The 23,475-nt window shown below is 72.5% G+C and carries 16 protein-coding genes; 12 read left to right on the top strand and 4 right to left on the bottom strand.

From position 1 onward, the window contains the following. Nucleotides 1-266: 266 nt before the first annotated feature. Nucleotides 267-2,348: a sulfotransferase gene (locus tag KF823_09235; protein ID MBX3726089.1), complete on the bottom strand. Its 2,082-nt coding sequence runs from the start codon at nucleotides 2,346-2,348 to the stop codon at nucleotides 267-269. A gap of 121 nt (nucleotides 2,349-2,469) precedes the next feature. Between KF823_09235 and KF823_09230 the strand changes: the two genes are divergently transcribed. The 7 genes from KF823_09230 (at nucleotide 2,470) to rpoH (ending at nucleotide 11,799) form a co-directional block, all read left to right on the top strand. Continuing rightward, nucleotides 2,470-3,774: an acetyl-CoA C-acetyltransferase gene (locus KF823_09230; protein MBX3726088.1), complete on the top strand. Its 1,305-nt coding sequence runs from the start codon at nucleotides 2,470-2,472 to the stop codon at nucleotides 3,772-3,774. Between the two features lie 58 nt (nucleotides 3,775-3,832). After that, on the top strand, nucleotides 3,833-4,711 hold the full coding sequence (locus tag KF823_09225; protein MBX3726087.1) for an acid phosphatase: 879 nt from the start codon (nucleotides 3,833-3,835) through the stop codon (nucleotides 4,709-4,711). Next, nucleotides 4,708-5,448, top strand: coding sequence for an orotidine-5'-phosphate decarboxylase (gene pyrF / locus KF823_09220; GenBank protein MBX3726086.1), 741 nt, complete (start codon nucleotides 4,708-4,710; stop codon nucleotides 5,446-5,448). Before KF823_09225 ends, pyrF begins: the two co-directional genes overlap by 4 nt. Before the next feature lie 344 nt (nucleotides 5,449-5,792). Beyond that, complete coding sequence (locus tag KF823_09215) at nucleotides 5,793-8,405, top strand: DNA topoisomerase I (GenBank protein MBX3726085.1); 2,613 nt, start codon at nucleotides 5,793-5,795, stop codon at nucleotides 8,403-8,405. A 110-nt stretch (nucleotides 8,406-8,515) separates the two neighbouring features. After that, the gene (locus tag KF823_09210; GenBank protein MBX3726084.1) at nucleotides 8,516-9,835 is read left to right on the top strand and encodes an acyl-CoA synthetase; all 1,320 of its coding nucleotides are present in this window, start codon (nucleotides 8,516-8,518) and stop codon (nucleotides 9,833-9,835) included. A gap of 286 nt (nucleotides 9,836-10,121) precedes the next feature. Continuing rightward, the gene (locus KF823_09205; protein ID MBX3726083.1) at nucleotides 10,122-10,706 is read left to right on the top strand and encodes a TIGR00730 family Rossman fold protein; all 585 of its coding nucleotides are present in this window, start codon (nucleotides 10,122-10,124) and stop codon (nucleotides 10,704-10,706) included. 217 nt (nucleotides 10,707-10,923) lie between these two features. Beyond that, complete coding sequence (gene rpoH, locus KF823_09200) at nucleotides 10,924-11,799, top strand: RNA polymerase sigma factor RpoH (protein ID MBX3726082.1); 876 nt, start codon at nucleotides 10,924-10,926, stop codon at nucleotides 11,797-11,799. 203 nt (nucleotides 11,800-12,002) lie between these two features. Here rpoH and KF823_09195 read toward each other — a convergent pair whose 3' ends face one another. From KF823_09195 to KF823_09185, 3 genes are all read right to left on the bottom strand, one after another. Then, complete coding sequence (locus tag KF823_09195) at nucleotides 12,003-14,234, bottom strand: primosomal protein N' (protein MBX3726081.1); 2,232 nt, start codon at nucleotides 14,232-14,234, stop codon at nucleotides 12,003-12,005. 316 nt (nucleotides 14,235-14,550) lie between these two features. Next, complete coding sequence (locus tag KF823_09190; GenBank protein ID MBX3726080.1) at nucleotides 14,551-14,853, bottom strand: DUF4286 family protein; 303 nt, start codon at nucleotides 14,851-14,853, stop codon at nucleotides 14,551-14,553. A 4-nt stretch (nucleotides 14,854-14,857) separates the two neighbouring features. Further along, on the bottom strand, nucleotides 14,858-15,901 hold the full coding sequence (locus KF823_09185) for a DUF3667 domain-containing protein (protein ID MBX3726079.1): 1,044 nt from the start codon (nucleotides 15,899-15,901) through the stop codon (nucleotides 14,858-14,860). Nucleotides 15,902-16,072: 171 nt separating this feature from the next. Here KF823_09185 and KF823_09180 point away from each other — a divergent pair, with 171 nt between their 5' ends. The 5 genes from KF823_09180 (at nucleotide 16,073) to KF823_09160 (ending at nucleotide 23,464) form a co-directional block, all read left to right on the top strand. Beyond that, the gene (locus KF823_09180) at nucleotides 16,073-17,443 is read left to right on the top strand and encodes an MATE family efflux transporter (GenBank protein ID MBX3726078.1); all 1,371 of its coding nucleotides are present in this window, start codon (nucleotides 16,073-16,075) and stop codon (nucleotides 17,441-17,443) included. 81 nt (nucleotides 17,444-17,524) lie between these two features. After that, on the top strand, nucleotides 17,525-19,387 hold the full coding sequence (gene sppA, locus KF823_09175; protein MBX3726077.1) for a signal peptide peptidase SppA: 1,863 nt from the start codon (nucleotides 17,525-17,527) through the stop codon (nucleotides 19,385-19,387). A 12-nt stretch (nucleotides 19,388-19,399) separates the two neighbouring features. Further along, nucleotides 19,400-20,179, top strand: coding sequence for an SDR family oxidoreductase (locus KF823_09170; GenBank protein ID MBX3726076.1), 780 nt, complete (start codon nucleotides 19,400-19,402; stop codon nucleotides 20,177-20,179). Between the two features lie 69 nt (nucleotides 20,180-20,248). Then, nucleotides 20,249-21,019 carry an AMP nucleosidase gene (locus KF823_09165; GenBank protein MBX3726075.1) on the top strand — a complete coding sequence of 257 codons (771 nt, stop codon included), beginning with the start codon at nucleotides 20,249-20,251 and terminating at the stop codon, nucleotides 21,017-21,019. Nucleotides 21,020-21,124: 105 nt separating this feature from the next. Beyond that, entirely contained in the window at nucleotides 21,125-23,464 is a 2,340-nt protein-coding gene (locus KF823_09160; GenBank protein MBX3726074.1) for a tandem-95 repeat protein, read from the top strand. The last annotated feature ends 11 nt before the right edge of the window (nucleotides 23,465-23,475 follow it).

Here is a 23,475-nt window from a genome sequence, read left to right as displayed (position 1 = left end):
TGGGCGGGATTATCGAACCGGCCGGGCGGCGGTGCCATCGGCACCGGCGCCGCGTCGGTCCGGGCGTGCGTTGCCCCTGCGTGCCGCCATCGGGCGCTGAGCCGCCCGGCCGGTGTCCCGGCGGCGCGTGCCGCCGGCGCCATGCCCTGCCGGATCAGGGTCGCCGGCAGGGCGGGTGGACGAGGTGAACGCCCGGCCGCCGCCCGGTCGGGTCCGGTCCGGCAGGACGGGGTCGGACCCTCGTTACCGGCAGGCCCCGACCGCGCTCAGGACAGCCGGGCGAACGCGTCCGCCAGCGCGGCATCGTAGCGCCGCCAATGGCCGTCGGGCAGCAGCGTGGGCAGGTCGCCCAGGCCCTGGGTGATGCTCGTGGGCAGGTCCGTGGGACCGGGCGCGGCCAGGCCCAGGAACGGCCAGACCCGACCGGCCAGCGCCGCCGGATCGGCCAGCTCGGCGGCGTCCACCGCAAGCCAGCGATCTCCCGGCACATGGGCGCGCGCCGCCTCGAGATGCTGGTTGGCGCCGGCGAGCCAGGTCGCCGCCTGGGTCGCATCGGGCAGGGTCAGGGCCTGGGGGCAGCCCAGCGCCAGCCAGGTCAGCAGGCAGTCGCGCGGGTCGCGCTGCACGGCGATGAAGCGCGCCGAGGGGAAGGCCGCCTGGATCAGCGCCACCTGGCGCAGGTCGACGAACGGCAGCCAGTCGACCAGGTCGGGGGCCAGCACCAGGTCGGCGGCGGCCAGTCCGGCCAGGTAGGCGTCGCGGAAGCGCTCGGCCACTGCGGGATCGTCGGCCAGCGCCGCGAACTGCTCGACGAATGCCGCGCTGGCCATCGGGTCGGGCCGCACGCGATGACCGAAGCGGTCGCCGAGCACGCTGGCGCCGCCAGCCCGCAACAGCGCCACCAGGCTTTCCGTTCCGGCACCGGGCAGGCCCAGCAGGAACACCGGGGCGGGCCCGGTGGCGCTGGCGGAGGTGATGGGCGGAAGCCGCAGGCCGCTGACCTCGGGTGCTTGCACCAGGGGCGCCAGATGGGCCTGCTGGCGGTGCCCGGAAAGCCAGGCCTCGACCGCGCCCTCGCGGTCGCCCAGCGCGTCGCGCGCCAGTCCGCGAAGGCTGGCGCGCTCGGGCCGCCGCTGTGCTGGCAGGCCGGCCTCGGGCGTGCGATTGAGCTGTTCCTGCGCCTCGTCCGGACGGCCCTCGCGCAGCGCCGAGCGGGCCAGCAGGAGGCGGGCGAAGCCGGCCCGGCTGTCCTGGGCGAGCACGCCCCGGGCCAGGGCATCGGCCGCGGCGAAGTCGCGCCTGACCTCGAGCTGGCCGGCGAGGCGTTCGGCCGCCTCCAGGCTGCGCGGATCGGCGGTGTGCCAGGCCCGGCAGGCATCCAGCAGGGCGTCGCCGGGGCGCCGGGCCGCCAGGGCCAGGTCGAGCCGGCGCAGGCCCGCGGCGGTCGGCCTGGCCGCCAGGGCGGCGGCCAGGATCTCGCCCGCTTCGGCTTCCGCACCGGCGACCATCAGGCCCGACACAAGAGCCTCGGCCACGCCCGGCGCGTTGGGCGCGGCTTCGTGGGCCTGCCGGTAGTCGGCGAGCGCGGCCTCGTTGTCGCCGGCCGCCCGTCGCAGGTCCGCGCGGCCGGCCAGGGCCAGGGCATGACCGGGCTCGCGCGCCAGCACCGATTCGAAACGGGCCAGCGCCTCATCGGGCCGGCGCTCGCGCATCAGCAGCTGGGCCAGGGCGATCTCGGCCGCGGTGTAGCCGGGCTTCAGGCGCAGCGCGTTCCCCAGTGCCTGCTCGGCGAAGCCGGCCTTGCCGGTCGCCGCCAGGCTGAGGCCGAGCTGCATCTGCACGATGGCGTCGTTGGGGTTGCGCTGCGCCGATTCCAGCAGCAGCCGGGCGGCCGACGCGTGATCGCCGCGGGCCTGCGCCAGCCCCCCCTGGAGTGCCAGCAGCTGCGGATGGCCGGGCACCAGCCGTTCGGCCCTGGCCAGGGCCTCGGCAGCGGAATCCACGTCCGCGCGCATCAGGTCGATCTGGGCCAGCCCCAGGGCCGCACCGGGCAGATCGGGGTTCAGCCGCAGGGCGGTCGCGAAGCCCTCGCGGGCGCGTTCGAACTGACGGGCATGCAACTGCAGGCCGGCCAGTGTCAGCTGGTAGTGGGCGCGTTCGGGCACCAGCTCGACGGCCTTGCCGGCCAGCTCGAGCGCTTCGCCCAGGTCTTCGCGCTGGCGCCTGAGGATGGCCAGCAGGTGCAGCGCCTCGGGGTCGTCCGGGTTGAACGCCAGCCACTCGCGGTAGCGGGTCTCGGCCTCTTCGAGCTGACCTGCCTGGTGCAGTTTGAGAATGTCTTCGAGCATCGGATTCGTTCCGGCGGGTCGGTCGCGGCAAAGCGCGCTAGTGTACCATTCGGCCTCGATCCGACCGGTTTCCGGCCTTGTCCGGACCCGGTACGTCCCCGTCCCCGGACCGCCAGGAACGATGCCCGCCAAGCCCAAGCCCGCCGCGCCGCGCACGCAGATCCCGGTCGCCATCGTCGGCGGCATCCGCATCCCGTTCTGCCGCAACAACACCGCCTATGCCGATGTCGGCAACTTCGGGCTGGGCCTGAAGGCGGTGGCCGGCCTGGTCGAGCGCTACGGCCTGCACGGCGAGCGCCTGGGCGAGCTGGCCTTCGGCGCCGTCATCAAGCACTCCTCCGACTGGAACCTGGCGCGCGAGATCGCGCTGTCCTCCGGCCTCGACCCGCGCACCCCGGGACTGACCCTGCAGCGTGCCTGCGGCACCAGCCTGGACGCCGCCGTGATCGTCGGCAACAAGATCGCCGCCGGGCAGATCGGCGCCGGCATCGCCGGCGGCTCCGACACCACCAGCGACGTGCCGGTGGTGTTCGGGCGTCGCTTCGCGCGCCGCCTGCTGGAAACCGCGCGCGCCCGCGGCCTGCGCGAGCGCCTGCGCGCCTGGAAGGGCTTCCGGCCCGGCGAGCTCAAGCCGTCCTTCCCGGGTGTCGGCGAGCCGCGCACCGGCATGAGCATGGGCGAGCACACCGAGCGCATGGCGCGCGCCTGGGGCATCGGCCGGGCCGAACAGGACGCTCTCGCGCTGGCCAGTCACCAGAAGGCGGCCGCGGCCTGGGAGCGCGGTTTCCACGCCGACCTGATCGTGCCGTTCCGCGGCGTCCGCCGCGACACCATCCTGCGCCCCGACACCACGCTCGAGAAGCTGGCCCAGCTCAAGCCCGCGTTCGACCGCAGCTCGGGGCAGGGCACGCTCACCGCCGGCAATTCGACGCCGCTGACCGATGGCGCCAGCGCCGCCCTGCTGGCCAGCCCGGACTGGGTGCGGGAACGCGACCTGCCGGTGCGCGCCTGGCTGCGCGACGCCCGCGTCGCCGCCGTCGACTTCGTGCACGGCGAGGGCCTGCTGATGGCGCCGACCCTGGCCGTGGCCGAGCTGCTGGCGGCCAACGACCTGACCCTGCAGGACTTCGACTACTACGAGATCCACGAAGCCTTCGCCGCCCAGGTGCTGTGCACCCTGCGCGCCTGGGAATCGGCCGAGTACTGCCGCGACAAGCTCGGCCTGGCGGCGCCGCTCGGCAGCATCGACATGGACCGCCTGAATCCGGTCGGGTCGTCGCTGGCGCTCGGCCATCCCTTCGCCGCCACCGGCACCCGCATCCTGGCGACCGCCGCCAAGCTGCTCGAGGAGCGTGGCGGCGGCCGCGTGCTGATCTCGGTGTGCACGGCCGGCGGCATGGGCGTGGCGGCGATCGTCGAGCGCTGAGCGCATGCGCTGTCGCGCCGCCCCGGAAAGCCTCCTTCCCTTGCAGCGGATCCGATCCATGCGTACCTACAAGCACCTCGTCCTTGCCAGCCTGCTGGGCCTGCTCGCCGCCTGTTCGGGCGGCACCGCCAACGTCCGCCAGGTGGCACCGGCGGCGCCGGCGCCATCGGCCGCGAGTGCCGTGGCCGGTGGCCACGAGAACCTCAACGCGGTGCTGTGGATGCAGACCGCCGCCGAGTACGAGGCGACCACGCGCAGCGTCTTCGCGGCCGCCACGGCCCTGCTCGACACCGCCCTGGCCGACCCGCGCTGGGACGCGCTGCCGCCGGCCGAGCGCGGGGGGCAGCACATCGCCCACCTGCCTGCCGCGGTGATCGTCGACGCCGACGAGACCATGGTCGACAACTCCGTCTACCAGGCGCGCCTGGTCGTGGCCGGCACGCGCTATGCCCCGGACACCTGGGCGGCCTGGGTCGAGGAACGCCGTGCCGGCGTCGTGCCAGGCGCCCTGGAATTCGCGCGCGCCGCCGCGCAGCGGGGCATCACCGTCTTCTACGTGACCAACCGCGACGCCGCGGGCAAGGCCGCCACCCTCGACAACCTGCGGGCGCTGGGCTTCCCCATGTCCGAGCCCGAGGACACCGTGCTGACCGTCGACGAGGCCCAGGGCTGGGACTCCGCCAAGGGCAGCCGTCGCCAGTTCGTCGGCGAGCGCTATCGGGTCCTGATGATGGTCGGCGACAACCTGGGCGACTTCCTGGATGGCTACCAGGCCTCGGTGGCTGATCGTGCCGCCTTGATGGAGCCCTTCCGGGGCTGGTGGGGCAGTCGCTGGTTCATGCTGCCCAACCCGACCTATGGCAGCTGGGAGTCGGCCCTCACCCGCGGCGCCGACGATCCGGTGCAGGCCAAGCGCCGGGCCCTGCGCAGCCGATGAGCGCGGCCGCCGACAAAGACACCTGGCTCTCGGACAAGCCGATCGCCGCGGCCGACCGCCTGATCGTCGCCCTGGACGTGCCCGGGGCGAGCGAGGCGCTGGAACTGGTCGACCTGCTCGGCGAGCACGGCACCTTCTACAAGATCGGCATGGAGCTGCTGGCCGGCGGCGACTTCTTCCCGCTGCTGCGCACCCTGCACGAGCGCGGCAAGAAGGTGTTCGTCGACCTCAAGTTCTTCGACGTGCCGGCCACGGTCGCCTCGGCGGTGCGCGGCATGGCGCGGCACCCGGCGACCTTCTGCACCATCCACGGCAACGACGGCATGGTGCGGGCCGCGGTCGCCAACAAGGGCGACCTCAAGCTGCTGGCGGTCACCGCCCTGACCAGCCTGGACCGCCACGACCTGGACGAGCTGGGTTTCGCCTGCGAACCGCACGACCTGGTGCTGTCCCGCGCCCGGGCGGCGCTGGCGGCCGGTTGCGACGGCGTGGTGTCCTCCGGCCTGGAGGCCGCGGCGCTGCGCGCCGAGCTGGGCCCCCGCCTGCTGGTGGTCTGCCCGGGCATCCGGCCGGTGGTCAACGACGACGACCAGAAGCGCACGGTGGACGTCCGCCAGGCCTTCCTGAACGGCGCCGACCACATCGTCGTGGGGCGGCCGATCCGGGAAGCCGCCGACCCGCGTGCGGCCTGCGCGCAGATCCAGGCGACCCTCGCCGGGCTGTTTCCCGGGGCCTGAGCCTGCGGTCAGCAAGCAGTCATTAAAAATCAACAGCTTACAGGACTGTCGGCAGGTATTGCATAAGAAAGCCGATTCAAGTTACAGTGCCTCCGCGCCAGGTGACGATGGCGCCCTGCATAGCGATCTCCATGATCTTCTCGGGCGACCCCAGTGGTCGCCTTCTTTTCTTCCGGTCCCGGCCAGGGGCGGGGCCGACGCCCGGCGACCCCCCGCCCCTCGGCACCGCTTGACATCGGCCCGCAGCGTGGGCGAACACTAGGCCGTATGCGCGTGCGCGCACGTACGCACGCGAGGGGCCGGCGTCCGTTCGGCGGCGCGGCGCGGCACGCCCGGAGAAGCGAATGGCCAAGAACCTGCTCATCGTCGAGTCGCCTGCCAAGGCGAAGACCATCAACAAGTACCTGGGCAAGGACTTCGAAGTCCTTGCCTCGTACGGCCATATCCGCGATCTGCTCGCCAAGGAGGGCGCGGTCGATCCCGAACACGGCTTCGCGATGCGTTACGAGGTCGACGAGGACAGCCGCAAGCGGGTCGACGCGATCGCCAAGGCGGCCGGCAAGGCGAAGGCCCTGTACCTGGCGACCGACCTCGACCGCGAAGGCGAGTCGATCTCCTGGCACATCCTGGAGGTGCTGCGCGAACGCGGCCTGCTCGAGGGCCGCGACATCCACCGGGTGGTGTTCTCGGAGATCACCCCGAAGGCGATCCTGGAAGCGGTCGCGCATCCGCGCCAGGTGTCGATGGACCTGGTCAACGCCCAGCAGGCGCGCCGCGCGCTCGACCACCTGGTCGGCTTCACCCTGTCGCCCCTGCTCTGGCGCAAGGTCGGTCCGCGCCTGTCGGCGGGCCGTGTGCAGTCGCCGGCGCTGCGCATGATCGTCGAGCGCGAGGAGGAGATCGAGGCCTTCGTCGCCCGCGAGTACTGGACCGTGGCCGCCAACCTCAGCCAGGCCGGGGTCGCCTTCCAGGCGCGCCTGGTGCGCCTGGACGGCCGCAAGTTCGAGCAGTTCGACCTGGTCGAGGGCGTCGGTGCGGAAGCGGCGCGGTCGCGGCTGGAGGCCGCGGCGGCGGCACAGGGGCGGCCGGCCGACGGCGTCGGCATGCTGCGCGTCACCGAGGTCAACCGCAAGCAGCGCCAGCGCCGCCCGGCGCCGCCGTTCATCACCTCGACCCTGCAGCAGGAGGCGGCCCGCAAGCTCGGCTACGCGACCAGCCGGACCATGCGCCTGGCCCAGCAGCTGTACGAAGGCATGGCGATCGGCGCCGAGGGCGTGCAGGGCCTGATCACCTACATGCGTACCGACTCGACCAGCCTGTCCGGCGATGCGCTGGGCGAGTTGCGCGAGGTCATCGCGCGCCAGTACGGCGCCGACCTGCTGCCGCCGGCGGCGCAGGTCTACCGCACCAAGTCCAAGAACGCCCAGGAAGCGCACGAGGCGATCCGGCCGACCTCGGCGGCGCGCCGCCCCGAGAGCGTGCGCGCCTTTCTCAGCGACGAGCAGTTCCGCCTCTACGAGCTGATCTGGAAGCGCACGGTCGCCTGCCAGATGAAGCCGGCGCTGCTGGACACCGTCGCCGTCGAGCTGGCCTGCGGTCCCGACAGCGGCTTCCGCGCCACCGGCACCACGATCGCCGACCCAGGCTTCCTGACCGTCTACGAGGAGGGCAAGGACAGCCGCAGTCAGGACGACGACGACGAGGGCCGGCGCCTGCCGGCGCTGCGCGAAGGCGAGCTGGTGCCCTGCCACGCGATCGTCGCCGACCAGCACTTCACCGAGCCGCCGCCGCGCTTCTCCGAGGCGTCCCTGGTCAAGGCGCTCGAGGAGTACGGCATCGGCCGGCCGTCGACCTATGCCTCGATCATCCAGACCCTGCTGTCGCGCGAGTACGTCTACCTGGACAGCCGCCGTTTCCGGCCCACCGACGTCGGCCGCGCGGTGGCCAAGTTCCTGGCCGGGCACTTCGACACCTACGTGGACTACGAATTCACCGCGCGCCTGGAGGACGAGCTGGACGCCATCTCGCGCGGCGAGGAGGACTGGGTGCCGCTGCTGGAGCGCTTCTGGCAGCCGTTCAAGGCGCGCGTCGCCGAGAAGGCCGAGACCGTCGACCGCGCCGAGGCCACCGGCGCGCGCGTGCTGGGCAGCGACCCCGCCAGCGGCCGTCAGGTCAGCGTCCGCCTGGGCCGCTACGGGCCGTTCGCCCAGATCGGCCAGCGCGAGGAGGAGGAGCCGCCGAAGTTCGCCTCGTTGCGCAGCGGCCAGAGCATCCACACCATCGACCTCGAACAGGCCTTGGCGCTGTTCCGGCTGCCGCGCAGCCTGGGCACAGATGCCGACGGCACCGAGATCACCGTCGGGATCGGCCGCTTCGGCCCCTTCGTCAAGCGCGGCACCACCTACGCCTCGCTGCGCAAGGAGGACGACCCGCACGAGATCGAGCTGGCGCGCGGCCTCGAGTTGCTGAAGCTGAAGGAGGAGGCGATCGCCAACCGCGTCATCGCCAGCTTCGAGGACGGCGCCGTGCAGATCCTGCGCGGTCGCTTCGGGCCCTTCGCCACCGATGGCAGCGTGCTGGCCAGTCTGCCTAAGAACGTCGAACCGGAAACCTTCACCCTGGAGCAGGCGCGCGCGCTGCTCGCCGAGAAGGGCAAGCCGGTCAAGAAGCGCGGCGCGGCGCGCAAGGCGCCGGCCGGGCGCAAGCCGGCCGCCAGGAAGGCCGCGGACGGCGCGGCACCGGCGAAGAAGGCGCCCGCCCGGAAGGCTGCGGCCAAGAAGACCGCGGGCAAGAAGACCGCGGCCAAGAAGACCGCGGCCAAGAAGGCCACCAAGACGGCGGCCGGCAAGGCCGCCAAGAAGACCGTGGGCAAGCGCGCAGCCAAGGCGCCTGCGGCCAAGGCCGCAGCGGCCGGGAAGGCGGTCGGCAAGCGCGCCGGCACCGGCGACGCCGGCTGAGGGCGGCTGCGCTTGCTCGCCCCGAGGTCGTCGTGAGCGGGTCGGGCTCCGCTGTCGCCGGGCACAACGCCTGGCCCGACGACGCCGGAGCGGGCAGCGGTCCCCCGGCGCTGTCCGGCGATGCCGGCCGGCCGGTGCTGTATCGGCGCGGCCGGGCCTTGCCGGCCGGGCAGTTCCTGGCCCGGGCGCTGGCGCTGGCCGAGCGGCTGCCGCCCGCGCCCAGCCTCATCAACCTTTGCGAGGATCGCGGCCATTTCCTGGTCGCGTTCTGTGCCGCCCTGCTGAGCGGTCGGACCACGCTGTTGCCGCCGGCGCGCACCGAGAAAGTGGTCGCCGAGATCACCGCCGACTGGGCGCCCGCCGCGATCATCGACGACGCCGACGTCGCTGCGGCCTGCGCCATGGCCGGGTCGGCCAGCGCCGAACCGGCCGGACTGCCCGGCATCCCGCTGGACCGGGTCGTGGCGATCGGCTTCACCTCCGGGTCGACCGGTCGGCCGCGCGCAAACCCCAAGACCTGGGGCGCCTTCGCCGGCACCACCCGCCGCAACGATGCCCTGCTGCGCTCGATCGGCTCGGCGCCCGGGGCGGCCTTCAACCTGCTCGCCACGGTGCCCTCCCAGCACATGTACGGGATGGAGACCTGCGTGCTGCTGCCGGTACTGGGCGACGCCGCGGTGGCCGTCGAGCGGCCCCTGTTCCCGCAGGACCTGGCGCAGGCGCTGGCCGACCTGCCGGCGCCCCGCCTGCTGGTGACGACGCCGGTGCACCTGCGCGCCCTGGTCGGTGCGGGGATTGCCTTTCCCCCGGTGGCCGCGCTGGTGTCGGCGACCGCGCCGCTGGACCCGGCGCTGGCGCGTCGCGCGGAGGAGGTCTTCGCGGCGCCCCTGGTCGAGATGTTCGGCTCCACCGAGACGTGCGTGATCGGCCATCGGCGGCCCACCGCCGATCCGCTCTGGCAGCCCTATCCCGGGCTGCATCTCAGTTCCTGCGAGGCCGGTACCCGGGTGCAAGCGCCCTGGCTGTCCGAGGCGGTGCTGCTGCAGGACCATCTGCGCTTCGCGGCCGACGGCCGCTTCGAGGTGGTCGGCCGTTGCCAGGACATGATCGAGATCGCCGGCAAGCGAGCCTCGCTGGGCGACATCACCCGCCGCCTGCTGGCGATCCCCGGGATCGAGGACGCGATCGTCTTCCAGGCGGCGCAGGCCGACGCCTCCGGCGTGTGCCGGATCGAGGCGGCGGTGGTGGCCGGCGCGGTCAGCGACGCCACCGTGCTGGCCGAGCTGCGCGGCAGCCTGGACCCGGTGTTCCTGCCGCGACGCCTGCACCGCTTCGCCTGCCTGCCGCGCAACGAGACCGGCAAGCTTTGCCGTGAAGCGCTGCTGGCCGGGCTCGGCGCCGGCACGCCGCCCGCGCCGCCGGCGGACTGAACCGCCACTGCGCGCGGTCTGGCGTCACCGCGGTGCCAGCCCCGGCGGGCGCGCCAGGCCGGTGGGGCGATCCCGGCGCCCCGACCGTGACAGCTGGTCCTGATATCTCGGGCGGGCGCGAAGCGGGGCCGTCGAGATCGCGTCGCGGTGCGGGCAGCGGACCCCTGGCTGGTGAAGGCCTGGCCGACATCACGTCGAACTGGCCAGCGTGCCCGGACCGCGCCCGGACGCGGAGGCCGGTGGCCGCAGTAGCGGCCTCATGAAGCATCCGGGCTAGAATCCGCCGATGCGAAGCGTGTGCATCTATTGCGGCTCCAGCGCCGGCGACCGCCCGGCCTATGCCGGGCTGGCGCAGTCCGTGGGCCGCGCCCTTGCCGCCCGGGGCCTGACCCTGGTCTACGGCGGTGGACGGGTCGGCCTGATGGGGCTGCTTGCCGACGCCGCACTGGCGGCCGGCGGCGAGGTGGTCGGCGTGATCCCGCAGCGCCTGGTCGATGCCGAGGTCGCCCACCTGGGCCTGGCGCGGCTGGAGGTGGTCGATTCCATGCATGCCCGCAAGGCACGCATGGCCGAGCTGGCCGATGCCTTCATCGCGCTGCCCGGCGGCTTCGGCACGCTCGACGAACTGTTCGAGATCCTGACCTGGGCGCAGCTCGGGCTGCACGGCAAGCCCTGCGGGCTGCTCGATGTCGACGGCTACTACGCGCCATTGGTGACCTGGGCCGACCAGGCGGTCGCGCGTGGCTTCGTGCGACCGGTGCACCGGCGCCTGCTGATGGTCGGCACCGAGCTCGATGCCCTGCTTGACGAGCTGGCGGCGCACCGGCCGGAACCGGTCAGCAAATGGGTGGATCTGGCCAGGGAAGCCTGATCTGCCACTGGCGGCGTCGCCGGGGCCGGGCGGTGTCGACGTCCAGCCCCTTCGGGCCGCCGCACCGGCGCTGCCGGTAGCCGCAGCCGGCGTCCCGCCAGGGCCGCGTTCGTTACCCAAGCCATTGAAATGCAAAGCCAAGGCCGCATCCTGCGAGCTGAACGGAACTCGGCCAGCCCTTAGCACTCCAAGGGCGCGAGTGCTAAGCTCCCGGCCCATGAAGGACACCGCATTGAACACTGCCCTGGTCCCGCGCAACCTGCCGATCCCCAGCGCCGTCGGCAGCCTGGACGGCTACATCCACGCCGTGAACCAGGTTCCGATGCTCAGCGTCGAAGCCGAGCAGGCCCTGGCCCAGCGCTTCCGGGAACACGAGGACCTCGAGGCGGCCCGCGAGCTGGTGCTCTCGCACCTGCGCTTCGTGGTGCACGTCGCGCGCGGCTACCTGGGTTATGGCCTGCCGATGGGCGACCTGATCCAGGAGGGCAACATCGGCCTGATGAAGGCGGTGAAGCGCTTCGATCCCGAGGTCGGCGTGCGCCTGGTGTCGTTCGCCGTGCACTGGATCAAGGCCGAGATCCACGAATTCATCCTGAAGAACTGGCGGATCGTCAAGGTCGCCACCACCAAGGCGCAGCGCAAGCTGTTCTTCAACCTGCGCCGCTCCAAGAAGCGCCTGGGCTGGCTGAGTGCCGACGAGGTCGCCACCGTTGCCCGCGAGCTCAATGTCGCGCCCGCCGACGTGGTCGAGATGGAGTCCCGCCTCAACGGCCGCGACATCGGCTTCGACGCGCCCACCGACGGCGACGACGACGACGCGCCGCCGGCACCGGTCGCCTACCTGGTCGACCAGGGACGCAGTCCGGAGCAGGTGGTCGTCGAGGCCGACCAGGACGACCGCGACCTCGACGCCCTGCACGAGGGTCTGGCGCGCCTGGATGCCCGCAGCAAGGACATCGTGGTTCGGCGCTGGTTGCACGAGCCCAAGGCGACGCTGCAGGAGCTGGCCGACGAGTACGGCGTCTCCGCCGAACGCGTGCGCCAGATCGAGGCGGCCGCCATGAAGAAGATGCGGGCGCTGTTCGAGGCTTGAGGAGCCGGGGCCCGGGTCCCGGGACTCGGGACCCGGGATTCGGAATTCGGAAAGCGGAGCGCGATCCGCTCCCCTCTCCCGCGGCGCGGGAGAGGGGCCGGGGGAGAGGGCGGTTGTTCGAAGCGGGTGCGCCTGTGATCGCCGGGAGGCGAGCTACGGCGGCATGACCCGTCGCGCTGGCGGTACCAGGCGCACACTTTCCCTCAGCCGGCGTCCTGCGGATCGACATCGAGCGACCAGCGCACGCGCCGGGCCGGGCGCAGCGAACCGATGCGCCCCATCCAGGCATCCAGCAGCGCGTGCAGCGGCGCCCGGCGGTCGGCTTCCAGGATCAGCTGCATGCGATGGTGGCCGGCGCGTCGCGGCATCGGCGCGGGCAGCGGGCCGATGCGCTCGACCTCGGTGCCGGCCGGGTCAGGCAGCGCGCGCACGGCATCGAAGAAGTCCGCGAGCGCGGCCGGTGCGGTCGCCTCTGCCGCGAGCAGCGCCTGGAACCGGAACGGCGGCAGGCGGCAGTCGCGGCGCTCGCGCAGCTGCGCCTGCGCCACCGTGGCATAGCCGCCGCCCAGCCAGTCCCGCCAGAACGGATGTCCGGGCAGCCGGGTCTGCACCAGAACCCGGCCGGGCCGCTCGCCGCGCCCGGCGCGGCCGGCGACCTGGGTCAGCAATTGCGCCATCCGCTCGGGTGCCCGAAAGTCGGCGCTGTACAGACCCCCGTCGCCATCGACCACCACCACTTGCGTGAGCATCGGCCAGTCATGGCCCTTGGCCAGCAACTGGGTGCCTACCAGGATCGCCGGCCCGCCGCGCTCGACTTCGTCGAGCAGGCGGTCCAGGCGCCCGACGCCGGCAGTGCTGTCGCGATCGATGCGCAGTACCCGATGGCCTGGCCAGCGCTCCGCCAGCGCCGCAGCCAGCCGTTCGGTGCCGACGCCGCGCGGGTCCAGCGCGGTGCTGCCGCAGGACGGGCACCGTGCCGGCAGCCGTTGCCGGCGGCCGCAGTGGTGGCAGGCGAGCAGGCCCTGGCCACGATGCAGGGTCATTGGACGGTCGCAGCCGGGACAGTCGGCCTTCCAGGTACAGGCGGCGCAGGCCAGCACCGGCGACCAGCCGCGCCGGTTCCGGAACACCAGCACCTGCTCGCCGCGCTCCAGCGTCTGGCCGATCGCGGCCAGCGCCCGGTTCGACAGGCCATCGGAGGCATGGGCGGCGCGCAGGTCGACCAGCTCGATGGCCGGCGGCCGGGCGCCGCCGGCGCGGGCGGGCAGGTGCAGGTGGCCGATCCTGCCGTCGGCAGCCAGGGCCAGCGTCTCCAGCGACGGGGTCGCCGAGCCCAGCAGCACCGGCACGCCCAGCGCCTTGCCGCGCACCAGTGCCAGGTCGCGGGCGTGGTAGCGGAAGCCATCGGCCTGCTTGTAGGAACCGTCGTGCTCCTCGTCGACGACGATCAGCCCTGCGCGCGGCAGTGGCGTGAACACCGCCGAGCGGGTGCCCAGCACCACGCAGGGCGCGCCGCTGCGGGCCAGGGCCCAGGTCTGCGCCCGCTCCCGGTCGGAAAGGCCCGAGTGCAGGGCCTGGACCGGGCCGGGAAGACGTTCGCGGAAGCGGCGCAGCGCGAGCGGCGTCAGGCCGATCTCCGGCACCAGGATCAGCACCTGCCGGCCCTGCGCCAGCGCCTGGGCGGCCAGGCCCAGGTAGATCTCGGTCTTGCCGCTGCCGGTGACGCCCTCCAGCAGGTGGGCGCGTGCGCCTTCGGCATCGGCCAGCGCCGCCAGCACCTGCGCTTGCGCGGACGAACTGGGTGGCGCCTCCACGACCGGTCCGCGGCCCTCGGAAAACGCCACTCGGCAGGCTTGCAGCCAGCCCTTGCGGAGCAGGCGCTGGGCGGCTGCACGCGCCGGTGTGCCCAGCTCCTCGCGCACCCGCGCCAGGCTCAGCGGACCGTCCCGCAGGCGCGCCAGCAGGGTGCGCCCCGGCCCCGGCCGCAGCCGGTCCCCGGCCAGGGCGTCTGCGCCAGGCGGGGTGAGCGCCAGGCCGGGCAGGTCGAGGGCGGGCACCGGCGCGCCAGCACGCAGCAGGGCCGGCAAGGCTGCGGCCAGGACCTCCCCCAGCGGGTGGTGGTAGTAGGCGGCGGCCCACTGCAGGGTGCGCCACAGCTCGGCATCGAACAGCGGCTCGTCGTCGATGACGGCGTCGACCGGCTTCAGCGCGCGCTGCGAGTCGCCAGCGCCGACCGCGACCACCACGCCGACCGCCTGGCCCCGCCCGAACTCGACGCGAACCCGGCAGCCCGGGCGCGGCGCCGCGTGCGGGCCGGTCGGCCAGGCGTAGTCGAAGGTCTGCGGCAAGGGCAGCGGCAGGGCGACGCTCAGCGTCGCGGGTGTGCCGCCCGGATCGCCCCCGGCATTAGCTCGACTTTGTGACGGCGATTCCAAAAACCGCCCCTAAGCGCGTGCCGTGCAACTGGTTTTCGGCTTATCCACACGCGCTGTGGATAAGCATGTGGATGGCCCCGGTACAAGCGCCCGGAAGTCCAGCAAATGACGGCCAACCAGGCCCCCTGAAAAAACTTTAACCATCCTGAAATGCTTTTTCTCTTCAGCTACTTGCATCATGGTTCCCCAGCCCTTCACGGTGCCGTCGCGGATCCTGGCAAAGGCGCATGCGGACCAGTGCCGCTGTGCACAACCGCTCCCGCAAGTGCCTGTGTGACAAGTGTGTCAAGGGGCTGACAGGGCAGGCCGTCCCCGCTCAGGCCGGCAGCAGCACCCGCCTGCGCGCCTCGAAGCGACCTTCGAATCGGGCCAGCCCCTCGGCGCGCATCGCCGCCGCCTCATCGCGCAGGTAGCGCTCCAGGGCGGCCTGGTCGACCAGCGCGTAGCGGACGCTGATCGCGCAGCGGTCCGGGTCCGGGCGCGGGTCGAGCACCCGCCAGCGGCTCGCCGACACAAAACCCGGCAGCGCGAGCATGTCGTCGACATGGCCGGACAGCCAGGCCTCGAATTCGGGCGCGATGTCCGCATCGACCTCGAGGTTGACCTCGTACTCGATCATCGGCTCACCAGAGCAGCAGGCTCAGCAGCACGGTCAGCAACAGGCCGAGCACCAGGAGCACCTGGTAGACGATGCCGACGAACAGGAACTTCAGCAGGGTCAGGGGCCAGCCCTGGCCGTACACACGTTTCTGGGTAAGCAGCAGATTGACCGGGATCCAGACCAGCAGCGCGATCGCCAGCGACCTCGCCAGTGTCGGCAGGACAGGGAGGTCCGCCCAGACCCCGCCCAGGGCCGACAGCGCCATCGCCAGCAGCAGGGCCAGGGCGATGAAGCTGTGGCTGTGCAGCGCCACCAGCAGGTGTTCGGCGTACAGCCTGCGCTTGAACAGGTAGACCAGCTTCAGCACCAGGGCGAACACCGGCAGCATGAAGAACAGCGTGGTGGGGGCCGCCGAGAGCAGCTCGCGCAGGAACGGGCCGGGATCCTCGTTGATCCGACGGGCGTTGCGGGCGATGCGTTCCAGGGCCGACTGCAGCTGCTCGTTCAGGGCATCGGGCAGCCAGGACAGGCGGACCGGATCGCCGTCGCGCCATCCGCCGATCTGCAGCGCGCCGACATCGGCAGGCGCAGGGGGCGGGCGCAAGGCCTCGTCAAGGACCTCGGCGCGCGTCGTATCGGGCAGCCAGGCCACCAGGGCCTCGACGCGGGCACGGTCGCCGGACTCCGGGCCGAGGGAGCCGGCCGAGACGGCACCGCCCCCCAGTTCGAGATTGCCGTACAGGCCCACCGCCAGGAACAGGACGATCGCCAGCACCAGGAACAGGCGCACCGGCGTCACGTAGCGGACCCGTCGGCCGGCCAGGTATTCGCGGGTCAGATGGCCTGGCCGGAACAGCAGCGGTACCAGGGTGCGTGGCAACCGGCCATCCCAGTTGAGTGCCGTATCGAGCAGGTCGGCCAGCCAGCCGGACAGCGGACGCACCAGTCCCTTGACCGGCTGCCCGCACCGGTAGCAGTGCGGGCCGAGCAGCGGCGTCTGGCAGTTGCTGCAGTTCCCGGCGGCGGCCGCGGGTTCCTGCGGACTGGTCGTGGCCGTTTCTCCCATGCGACGAGTCTAGCCCGGATACCTCATGAGGTCGCGGGGCAAGGCGCGGAGCGCTGCGCCGCGCCGGACGCCGGCCCGGGACGAGGCGCTACCATGCAGGCCTACCGGGATCCGGTCGTGGCGCCACAGGGGGCGCCATCGGCCGGTGAGCGCCGTCATCCGCCAGCGAGCATGATCGAAAGACAACGCATCGGCCGCGAGCTGCGGGCTACCCTGGTCCTGGCGCTGCCGCTGGTGTTGGGTCAGTTGTGTGCGGTCGGCATGAACGTTGTCGACACCATCCTGGCCGGCCACCTGGGCGCCCGAACCCTGGGTGCCGTGGCGATCGGCACGGCGATCTGGAACATCGTCATCCTGGTCGCGATCGGCCTGATGCTGGCGGTACCGCCCTCGGTGGCCCAGCTGGTCGGGGCCGGTCGCAAGCACGAGGTGGCGCCGCTCTATCGGCAGGCGCTCTGGCTGGCCCTGGCCACCGGGCTGCTGCTGCAGGTCGGACTGTCCGCGGCCCCGGCGCTGCTGGCCAAGGCGCGGATCGCGCCGGAGATCGTGCCGGAGGCGCTCGCCTTCCTCGCAGCGCTGTCCTGGGGTGCCCCGGCGCAATGCGTGTTCTTCGTTTCCCGCGGCATGAGCGAGGGACTGGGGCTGACCCGGCCGACCCTGTGGTTCAGCCTGCTCGGCGTGGTGGTGCTGGCGCCGCTGGGCTGGGTGCTGATGTACGGGCGCCTGGGCCTGCCGATGATGGGCGCGCGCGGTCTCGGCATCGCCTATGCGATCACCCTGTGGCTGCAGGCCCTGGCGCTTATCGTCTACCTGGCCTGGCACCGCAACTACCGCGAGCTGCGCCTGTTCGCCTGTCTGGAGCCGCCCCGCTGGCGGCCGATCGCCGGCCTGCTCGCGATCGGCATCCCGATGGGCTTCGCGATCGTCATGGAAGGCGGCCTGTTCATTGCCGCCGCCCTGCTGATCGGCTCGCTGGGCGCCGAGGTGGTCGCCGCGCACCAGGTCGCCATCAACGTCGCCTCGGTGGCCTTCATGGTTCCGCTGGGTCTGGCCATGGCGATCACCGTGCGGGTCGGCCAGGCGGTCGGTCGCGAGGATGTCAGCGGCGTGCGCCATGCCGGTTTCGTGGGCATCGGCCTGGTGCTGGCCACGCAGGCAGTGTCGGCCACGGTGCTGGCGCTGGCGGCCGTGCACATCGCCGGCGTCTACACCCGGGACATGGCGGTGGTGGCGATCGCCGCCCATCTGCTGCTCTACGCGGCCGTGTTCCAGTTTTCCGACGGCATCCAGGCGGCCAGCAACGGCGCGCTCCGGGGCCTCAAGGACACCCGGATCCCGGCACTGATGTGCGCGTTCGCCTACTGGGGCGTGGGCATGACCGCCGGCTGGTGGCTGGCGTTTCCCCGCGGGATGGGCGCGGCCGGGCTCTGGCTGGGGCTGATCGCCGGGCTCAGCGTCGCGGCCGTGCTGCTGCTGTGGCGCTTCGTCGCCCTGGCCCGGAATGCCTCCTGGCAGCGGCTTCGCGAGGACGCCAGCGTCTGAACGGCATGACTTGCGGCGCTTGGCAGCGGTGGGTGCCGCGCCTATCCTGACGGCCGCTGTCTTCCCGCCTGGACTCCCTGCATGACCGCAACCCGCCCCGGCCCGGTGCGCCGATTCCTTGTCGGCACCTGGCGCACCCTGGACTTCACCCGCCGCTTCATCCTGACCGTGCTGTTCCTGTTCCTGGTCGCCGTCCTGCTGGCCGCGGCGCTGAAGGCGCCCCTGAAGGTGCAGCCGCGCAGCGTGCTGGTGATCGCGCCGGTCGGCCAGCTGGTCGAGGAGTACAGCGCCAGCGCGATCGACCGCGCACTGGCGCGGATGACCGGCCAGGACGTTCCCGAGGTGCGCCTGCGCGACCTGTTGCGTGCGCTGGACGCCGCGGCCGGCGACGACCGCATCGAGCGCGTGCTGCTGCGCCTGGACCGCTTCGCCGGCGGCGGCCTGGCCAGTCTGCGCGAGGTCGGCGGCGCCATCGACCGGGTGCGCGCCTCCGGCAAGGAGGTGATCGCCTACGGCGACAGCTTCGGACAGGGCGGCTACTACCTGGCGGCGCGCGCCGGCGAGGTCTACCTGCATCCGTTCGGCATCGCCCTGGTCGAAGGGCTCGGCCGGTTCCGCACCTACTACGCGCGCGCCTTCGAGAAGCTCGGCATCGAGGTCCGCCTGTTCCGGGTCGGCGAGTTCAAGAGCGCCGGCGAGCCCTATATCCGCAACGAGGCCTCGCCGGAGGCGCTGGAGGCCGACCGCTACTGGATGAACGACCTGTGGCAGCGCTGGCTGGCCGAGGTCGGCCAGGCGCGCGGCCTGGCGCCCGCCGCCCTGCAGGCCAGCGTGGACGGCTTCCCGGAGCGCCTGGAGGCCGCCGCCGGCGACTTCGCGCGGGTCACGCTCGAGGCCGGCCTGGTCGACGACCTGAAGACCGCCGACCAGGTGCGCGCCCTGTTGATCGAGCGCGGCGTCGCCGATCGCGACGGCCACAGCTTCCGCCAGGTGTCGATGGCCGACTACCTGGAAGTGCTCGGCCGCGAGAACGGCGCCGATGGCGAGCCCGGCGCGCCGGTGGCGATCGTCGTCGCCGAGGGCGAGATCATCGACGGCGAGACCGGCGGCGGCATGGTCGGTGGCGTGTCGACCTCGGCCCTGATCCGCGCCGCGCGCGAGGACGAGGACGTGCGGGCCCTGGTGCTGCGCGTCGACTCGCCGGGCGGCGGCGTGTTCCCCTCCGAGCAGATCCGTCGCGAAGTCGAGCTGACCCGCGCGGCGGGCAAGACCGTCGTGGTGTCGATGGGCGACCTGGCGGCGTCGGGCGGCTACTGGATCAGCATGGACGCCGACCGCATCGTCGCCGATCCCAGCACCATCACCGGCTCGATCGGGGTGTTCGGCCTGTGGTTCAACGCACCGGAGACCATGGACCGGCTGGGCCTCAACACCGACGGCACCGGGACCACCGCCCTGGCCGGCCTGTTCGATCCGACCCGGCCGTTCGACCCGCGCGCCGGACGCATCATCCAGTCCAGCGTCGACAACTTCTACCGCGAGTTCATCGGCAAGATCTCGGCGGCCCGCGGACAAGCCGCCGACGCCGTCGACCAGGTCGCGCGCGGCCGGGTCTGGAGCGGCGCCCAGGCGCACGAGCGCGGTCTGGTCGACCAGCTCGGCGGCCTGCAGGACGCGCTCGCCCATGCCCGCAGCCTGGCCGGCCTGCCCGACGATGCGCCGTTCCGCTACGTCGAACGCGAACTGGGCACCTTCGAGAGGTTCATGCAGAACCTCGGCGGCAGCGCACTGGCGCATGCGGCGCGCGGCGCCGGTCTGTACCTGCCGGGCACCTGGCTGCCGGAGGGCGTGCGCAGCGACCTGGCGCGCGCCCAGGCCCTGGTCACCCAGCGTGGCCAGCTGCCCTGGTCGGTGCAGGCGCACTGCCTGTGCGGCGGCGACTGAGCCCGGGCGGCGATGACCGCGGCATCGCGCTGGCGACTTGACGGCCGGCTGGCCCTGGTCACCGGGGCCAGCCGCGGCATCGGCCTGGCCTGCGCCCGCGAGCTGGCCGGCCTGGGCGCCGATCTGCTGCTGGTGGCGCGCGATCCCGATCGCCTCGAGGCGGCCTGCGACGAACTCGCCGAGCAGTGCGGCGGCGCCCGGCCGAGGGCCTTCGCCGCCGATCTGGGCGAGCCCGAGCAGCGCCTGGACGTGTTCGACTGGCTGCGCGACCTGGGTGCGGTGCCCGACATCCTGGTCAACAACGTCGGCGACAATCGCAGCCGTGCGGCCACCGCCTACCCGGCCGACGAGCTGCGCTGGCTGCTCGAGGTCAACCTGCTGTCGGCGTTCGAGCTGTGCCGGCTGTGCCACCCGCTGCTGCGCGAGCACGGCAGCGCCGCGATCGTCAACATCAGCTCGGTGTCCGGCCTGACCCACGTGCGCACCGGCGCCCCGTACGGCATGGCCAAGGCGGCGCTGGTGCAGATGACCCGCAACCTGGCCTGCGAGTGGGCGGTCGACGGCATCCGCGTCAACGCGGTCGCGCCCTGGTACATCCGGACCGACCGCACCGCCGGGCCCTTGTCGGATCCGGCCTGGTACGACGAGGTGATCGAACGTACCCCCTTGCGGCGGATCGGCGAGCCGGAGGAGGTCGCCGGGGCGGTCGCCTTCCTGTGCCTGCCGGCCGCCAGCTACGTGACCGGCGAGTGCATCGCCGTGGACGGCGGCTTCCTGCGCAACGGCTTCTGAGCAAGAGACCGCCTGGCGCTGCCGCACCCCGGGCGTGCCGGCTACAATGCCCGCGAAAAGGATCCGCGCATGCGCACCAAGGACGAGATCGTCAGCAACTGGCTGCCCCGCTATACCGGCATGCCCCTCGACGGCTTCGGCAAGCACATCCTGCTGACCAACTTCGGCAACTACGTGGAGTGGTTCGCCGCGCGCCACCAGGTCGAGGTGCATGGCCGCGACCGGCCGATGCCCAACGCCCACGCCGACGGCCTGTCGATCATCAATTTCGGCATGGGCAGCGCCAACGCCGCCACCGTGATGGACCTGCTCTCGGCGCTCGCGCCGCATGCCGTGCTGTTCCTCGGCAAGTGCGGCGGACTGAAGAAGAAGAACAGCCTCGGCGACCTGATCCTGCCGATCGCCGCGATCCGCGGCGAGGGCACCAGCAACGACTACATGCCGCCCGAGGTCCCGGCACTGCCGGCCTTCACCCTGCAGCGCGCGGTGTCGTCGACCATCCGCGATGCCGGCCACGATTACTGGACCGGCACGGTCTACACGACCAACCGTCGGGTCTGGGAACACGACGAGGCGTTCAAGGAGTACCTGCGGCGCACCCGCTGCATGGCGATCGACATGGAGACCGCCACCTTGTTCACGGCCGGCTTCGCCAACAAGATCCCGACCGGTGCCCTGCTGCTGGTGTCCGACCAGCCGATGGTCCCGGAAGGCGTCAAGACCGAGGCCAGCGACCTGAGGGTCACCAGCGACTACGTGGAGACCCACGTCCGGCTCGGCATCGAGGCGCTCAAGGAGATCCGCGACGAGGGCCGGTCGGTACGCCACCTGCGCTTCTGAGCACCCCGCGGCGCCAGGCCGCGACAGTGCCGCCGGCTGGGTCGGTTGCGAATGCGGCATAATGCGCGGTCTGCAACGGGCCGGGAGGCCCAGGGGGAGTCACCGATGAACCGCAAGGTCCTGTGCGCGGCGATCGCCGCGTCGTTCGCCGGCGCTGCCGCCGGCCAGCAGATCGCCACCGATCCGGCCGCCGCGCCGTCCGGCGGCGTGGTACCGCTGACCTACGTGGGCGGCAACGCCCGGATCGGACTGGGCATCGACCAGGACGGCGACGTCACCGGTGAGGCGCTGGGCATCTTCGGCTACGACGGCACGCGCGCCTTCCTGGCCGAGGGCTGGCTGGGCCACGGCGGCGCCGGCGGCCTGAAGTTCGGCTACAACTGGCTGTGGGGCGGCCGCTCCGTGCAGGACACCATCGATGCGCCCGACGGCGTGCTGGTCGCCAAGGCGTTCGGCGCCCTCGACCGCAATGCCTTCGACGACCGCAAGGCGACCGTCGGCCTGGGCTTCGAGAAGCGCGACACCAGCGTCGACGTCTACTACAGCCACGCGCTCAGCGACGAGCGCCTGGTCGCCACCAACAGCGTGCGCACCGTCGAGACGATCACCGGCACCGAGAACGGCAGACCGTTCCGGCAGGACATCACCATCGACACCCTGACCGAACAGTTCGAGCGGCCCTACCGGCACGGCCTGGGACTGCGCGTCGGGCGGTTCCTCGAAGGCCCGGCCGTGCGCCTGCGCGCCGGTCTCGACTACGAGCGCGGCAGCGACCTGCTGGCTGGCGACCATGCCAGCCAGGCGACCGCCTCGCTGGGCCTGGAAAAGCACTTCCGCGGCACCGGGCACAGCCTTGCGTTTGCCGTGGAGCACCTGCGCAAGTCCGGTCCGTTCGACCGGCCGGCCTTCGGCGGCGAGCGCAGCGACACGCGCGGCGCCCTGCTTTGGCGCTACGAATTCGGCGGGGCCTTCCGCCCCGTCGAGGCCTTCCGCGACGTCGAGCACCAGCGCGAAGTGGTCGAGCCGGCACCGGGCGGCGAAGCGCCGCGCGTGCTGCGCAACGAGGTCGAACTGTCCGGCGAGGCGCTGTTCGCGTTCGACAGCGCGACCGTGGCCCCGGCCGCCCAGGCGGAGCTCGCCGGGCTGGTCGCGGCCCTGCGCGAGCGCCGGATCGGCGAGGTGGAGATCGTCGGCCACACCTGCGACCTGGGCCCGGCCGCCTACAACCAGCGCCTGTCCGAGCGCCGCGCTGCGGCCATGCGCGACTGGCTGGTCGCCCAGGGCGTTCCTGCCGATGGGCTCGTGGTCACCGGCAGGGGCGAGGACGCGCCCAGGCATGCCAACGACTCGGCCGCGAACCGCGCCCGCAACCGGCGCGTCGAGCTGTCCTTCGTCACCGTCGAGGAGACCGTGCTGCCGCCTGAGCCGCCGGTCACCCGCACCGTCACCGAGTGGCGGCGCGAACCGGTGCCGCAGCCTGCCGCATGGATCGAGCGCGCCCTTCGCAATCCGCCCGCGCACAAGCGCGCGGTCGACACCTACCGGGTGGAGCAGGTCTCGGAGACCCGCACCGAAGGGCCGCGCGAGTTCCTCAACCGGCCGCCGGTGGCGGTCGACGACGTCGCCACCACCCCCCGCGACACCGCCGTGGCGATCGCCGTGCTGGCCAACGACTCCGACCCGGATGGCGACGCCCTGACCGTGCTGTCGACCACCCAGCCCAGCAACGGCAGCGTCGCCATCGGTGCGGGTGGCATCCTCACCTACACGCCGGCGGCCGGCTTCACCGGAACCGACAGCTTCAGCTACACCATCGCAGATCCCGACGGCCTCACCGCCACGGCGACCGTGACCGTCACCGTGCAGGCGGCCGGCAACCAGCCGCCGGTGGCCAATCCGGACAGCGCGACCACGCGCAGCGGCCAGCCGGTGCAGATCGACGTGCTGGCCAACGACACCGACCCCGATGGCGATCCGCTGTCCATCGCCGCGGTGGGGCAACCCGCCAACGGCACCGCCGTGCTCGGCGCGGACGGCCGGATCACCTACACCTCCCTGCCCGACTTCGTCGGCACCGACACCTTCACCTACACGGTCCAGGACGGCCGGGGCGGCAGCGCCACGGGGCAGGTCACGGTGCAGGTCACCCCGGACGGCAACCTGCCGCCAGTGGCGGTCGACGATTTCGCCGAGGTCTACAAGGCCGGTCGCGTCAACATCAACGTGCTGGCCAACGACAGCGATCCCGATGGCGACCCGCTGACGGTCACGCGGATCTTCCAGCAGAGCAACCTGGCGGATATCACCATCAATTCCGACGGCACCATCCAGTACGCGCACCGGCCGGGCTCCCAGGGTCTGGACACCTTCCGGTACGAGGTGACCGATGGCCGGGGCGGGTTCGCGACCGCGCGGGTCACCGTCAACATCGTCTACATCCCCTGACCGGCTCCGCG

This window comes from Lysobacterales bacterium, from assembly GCA_019634735.1.
GTDB lineage: Bacteria > Pseudomonadota > Gammaproteobacteria > Xanthomonadales > UBA2363 > Pseudofulvimonas.
This window is presented reverse-complemented; position numbering and strand designations above follow the sequence as displayed.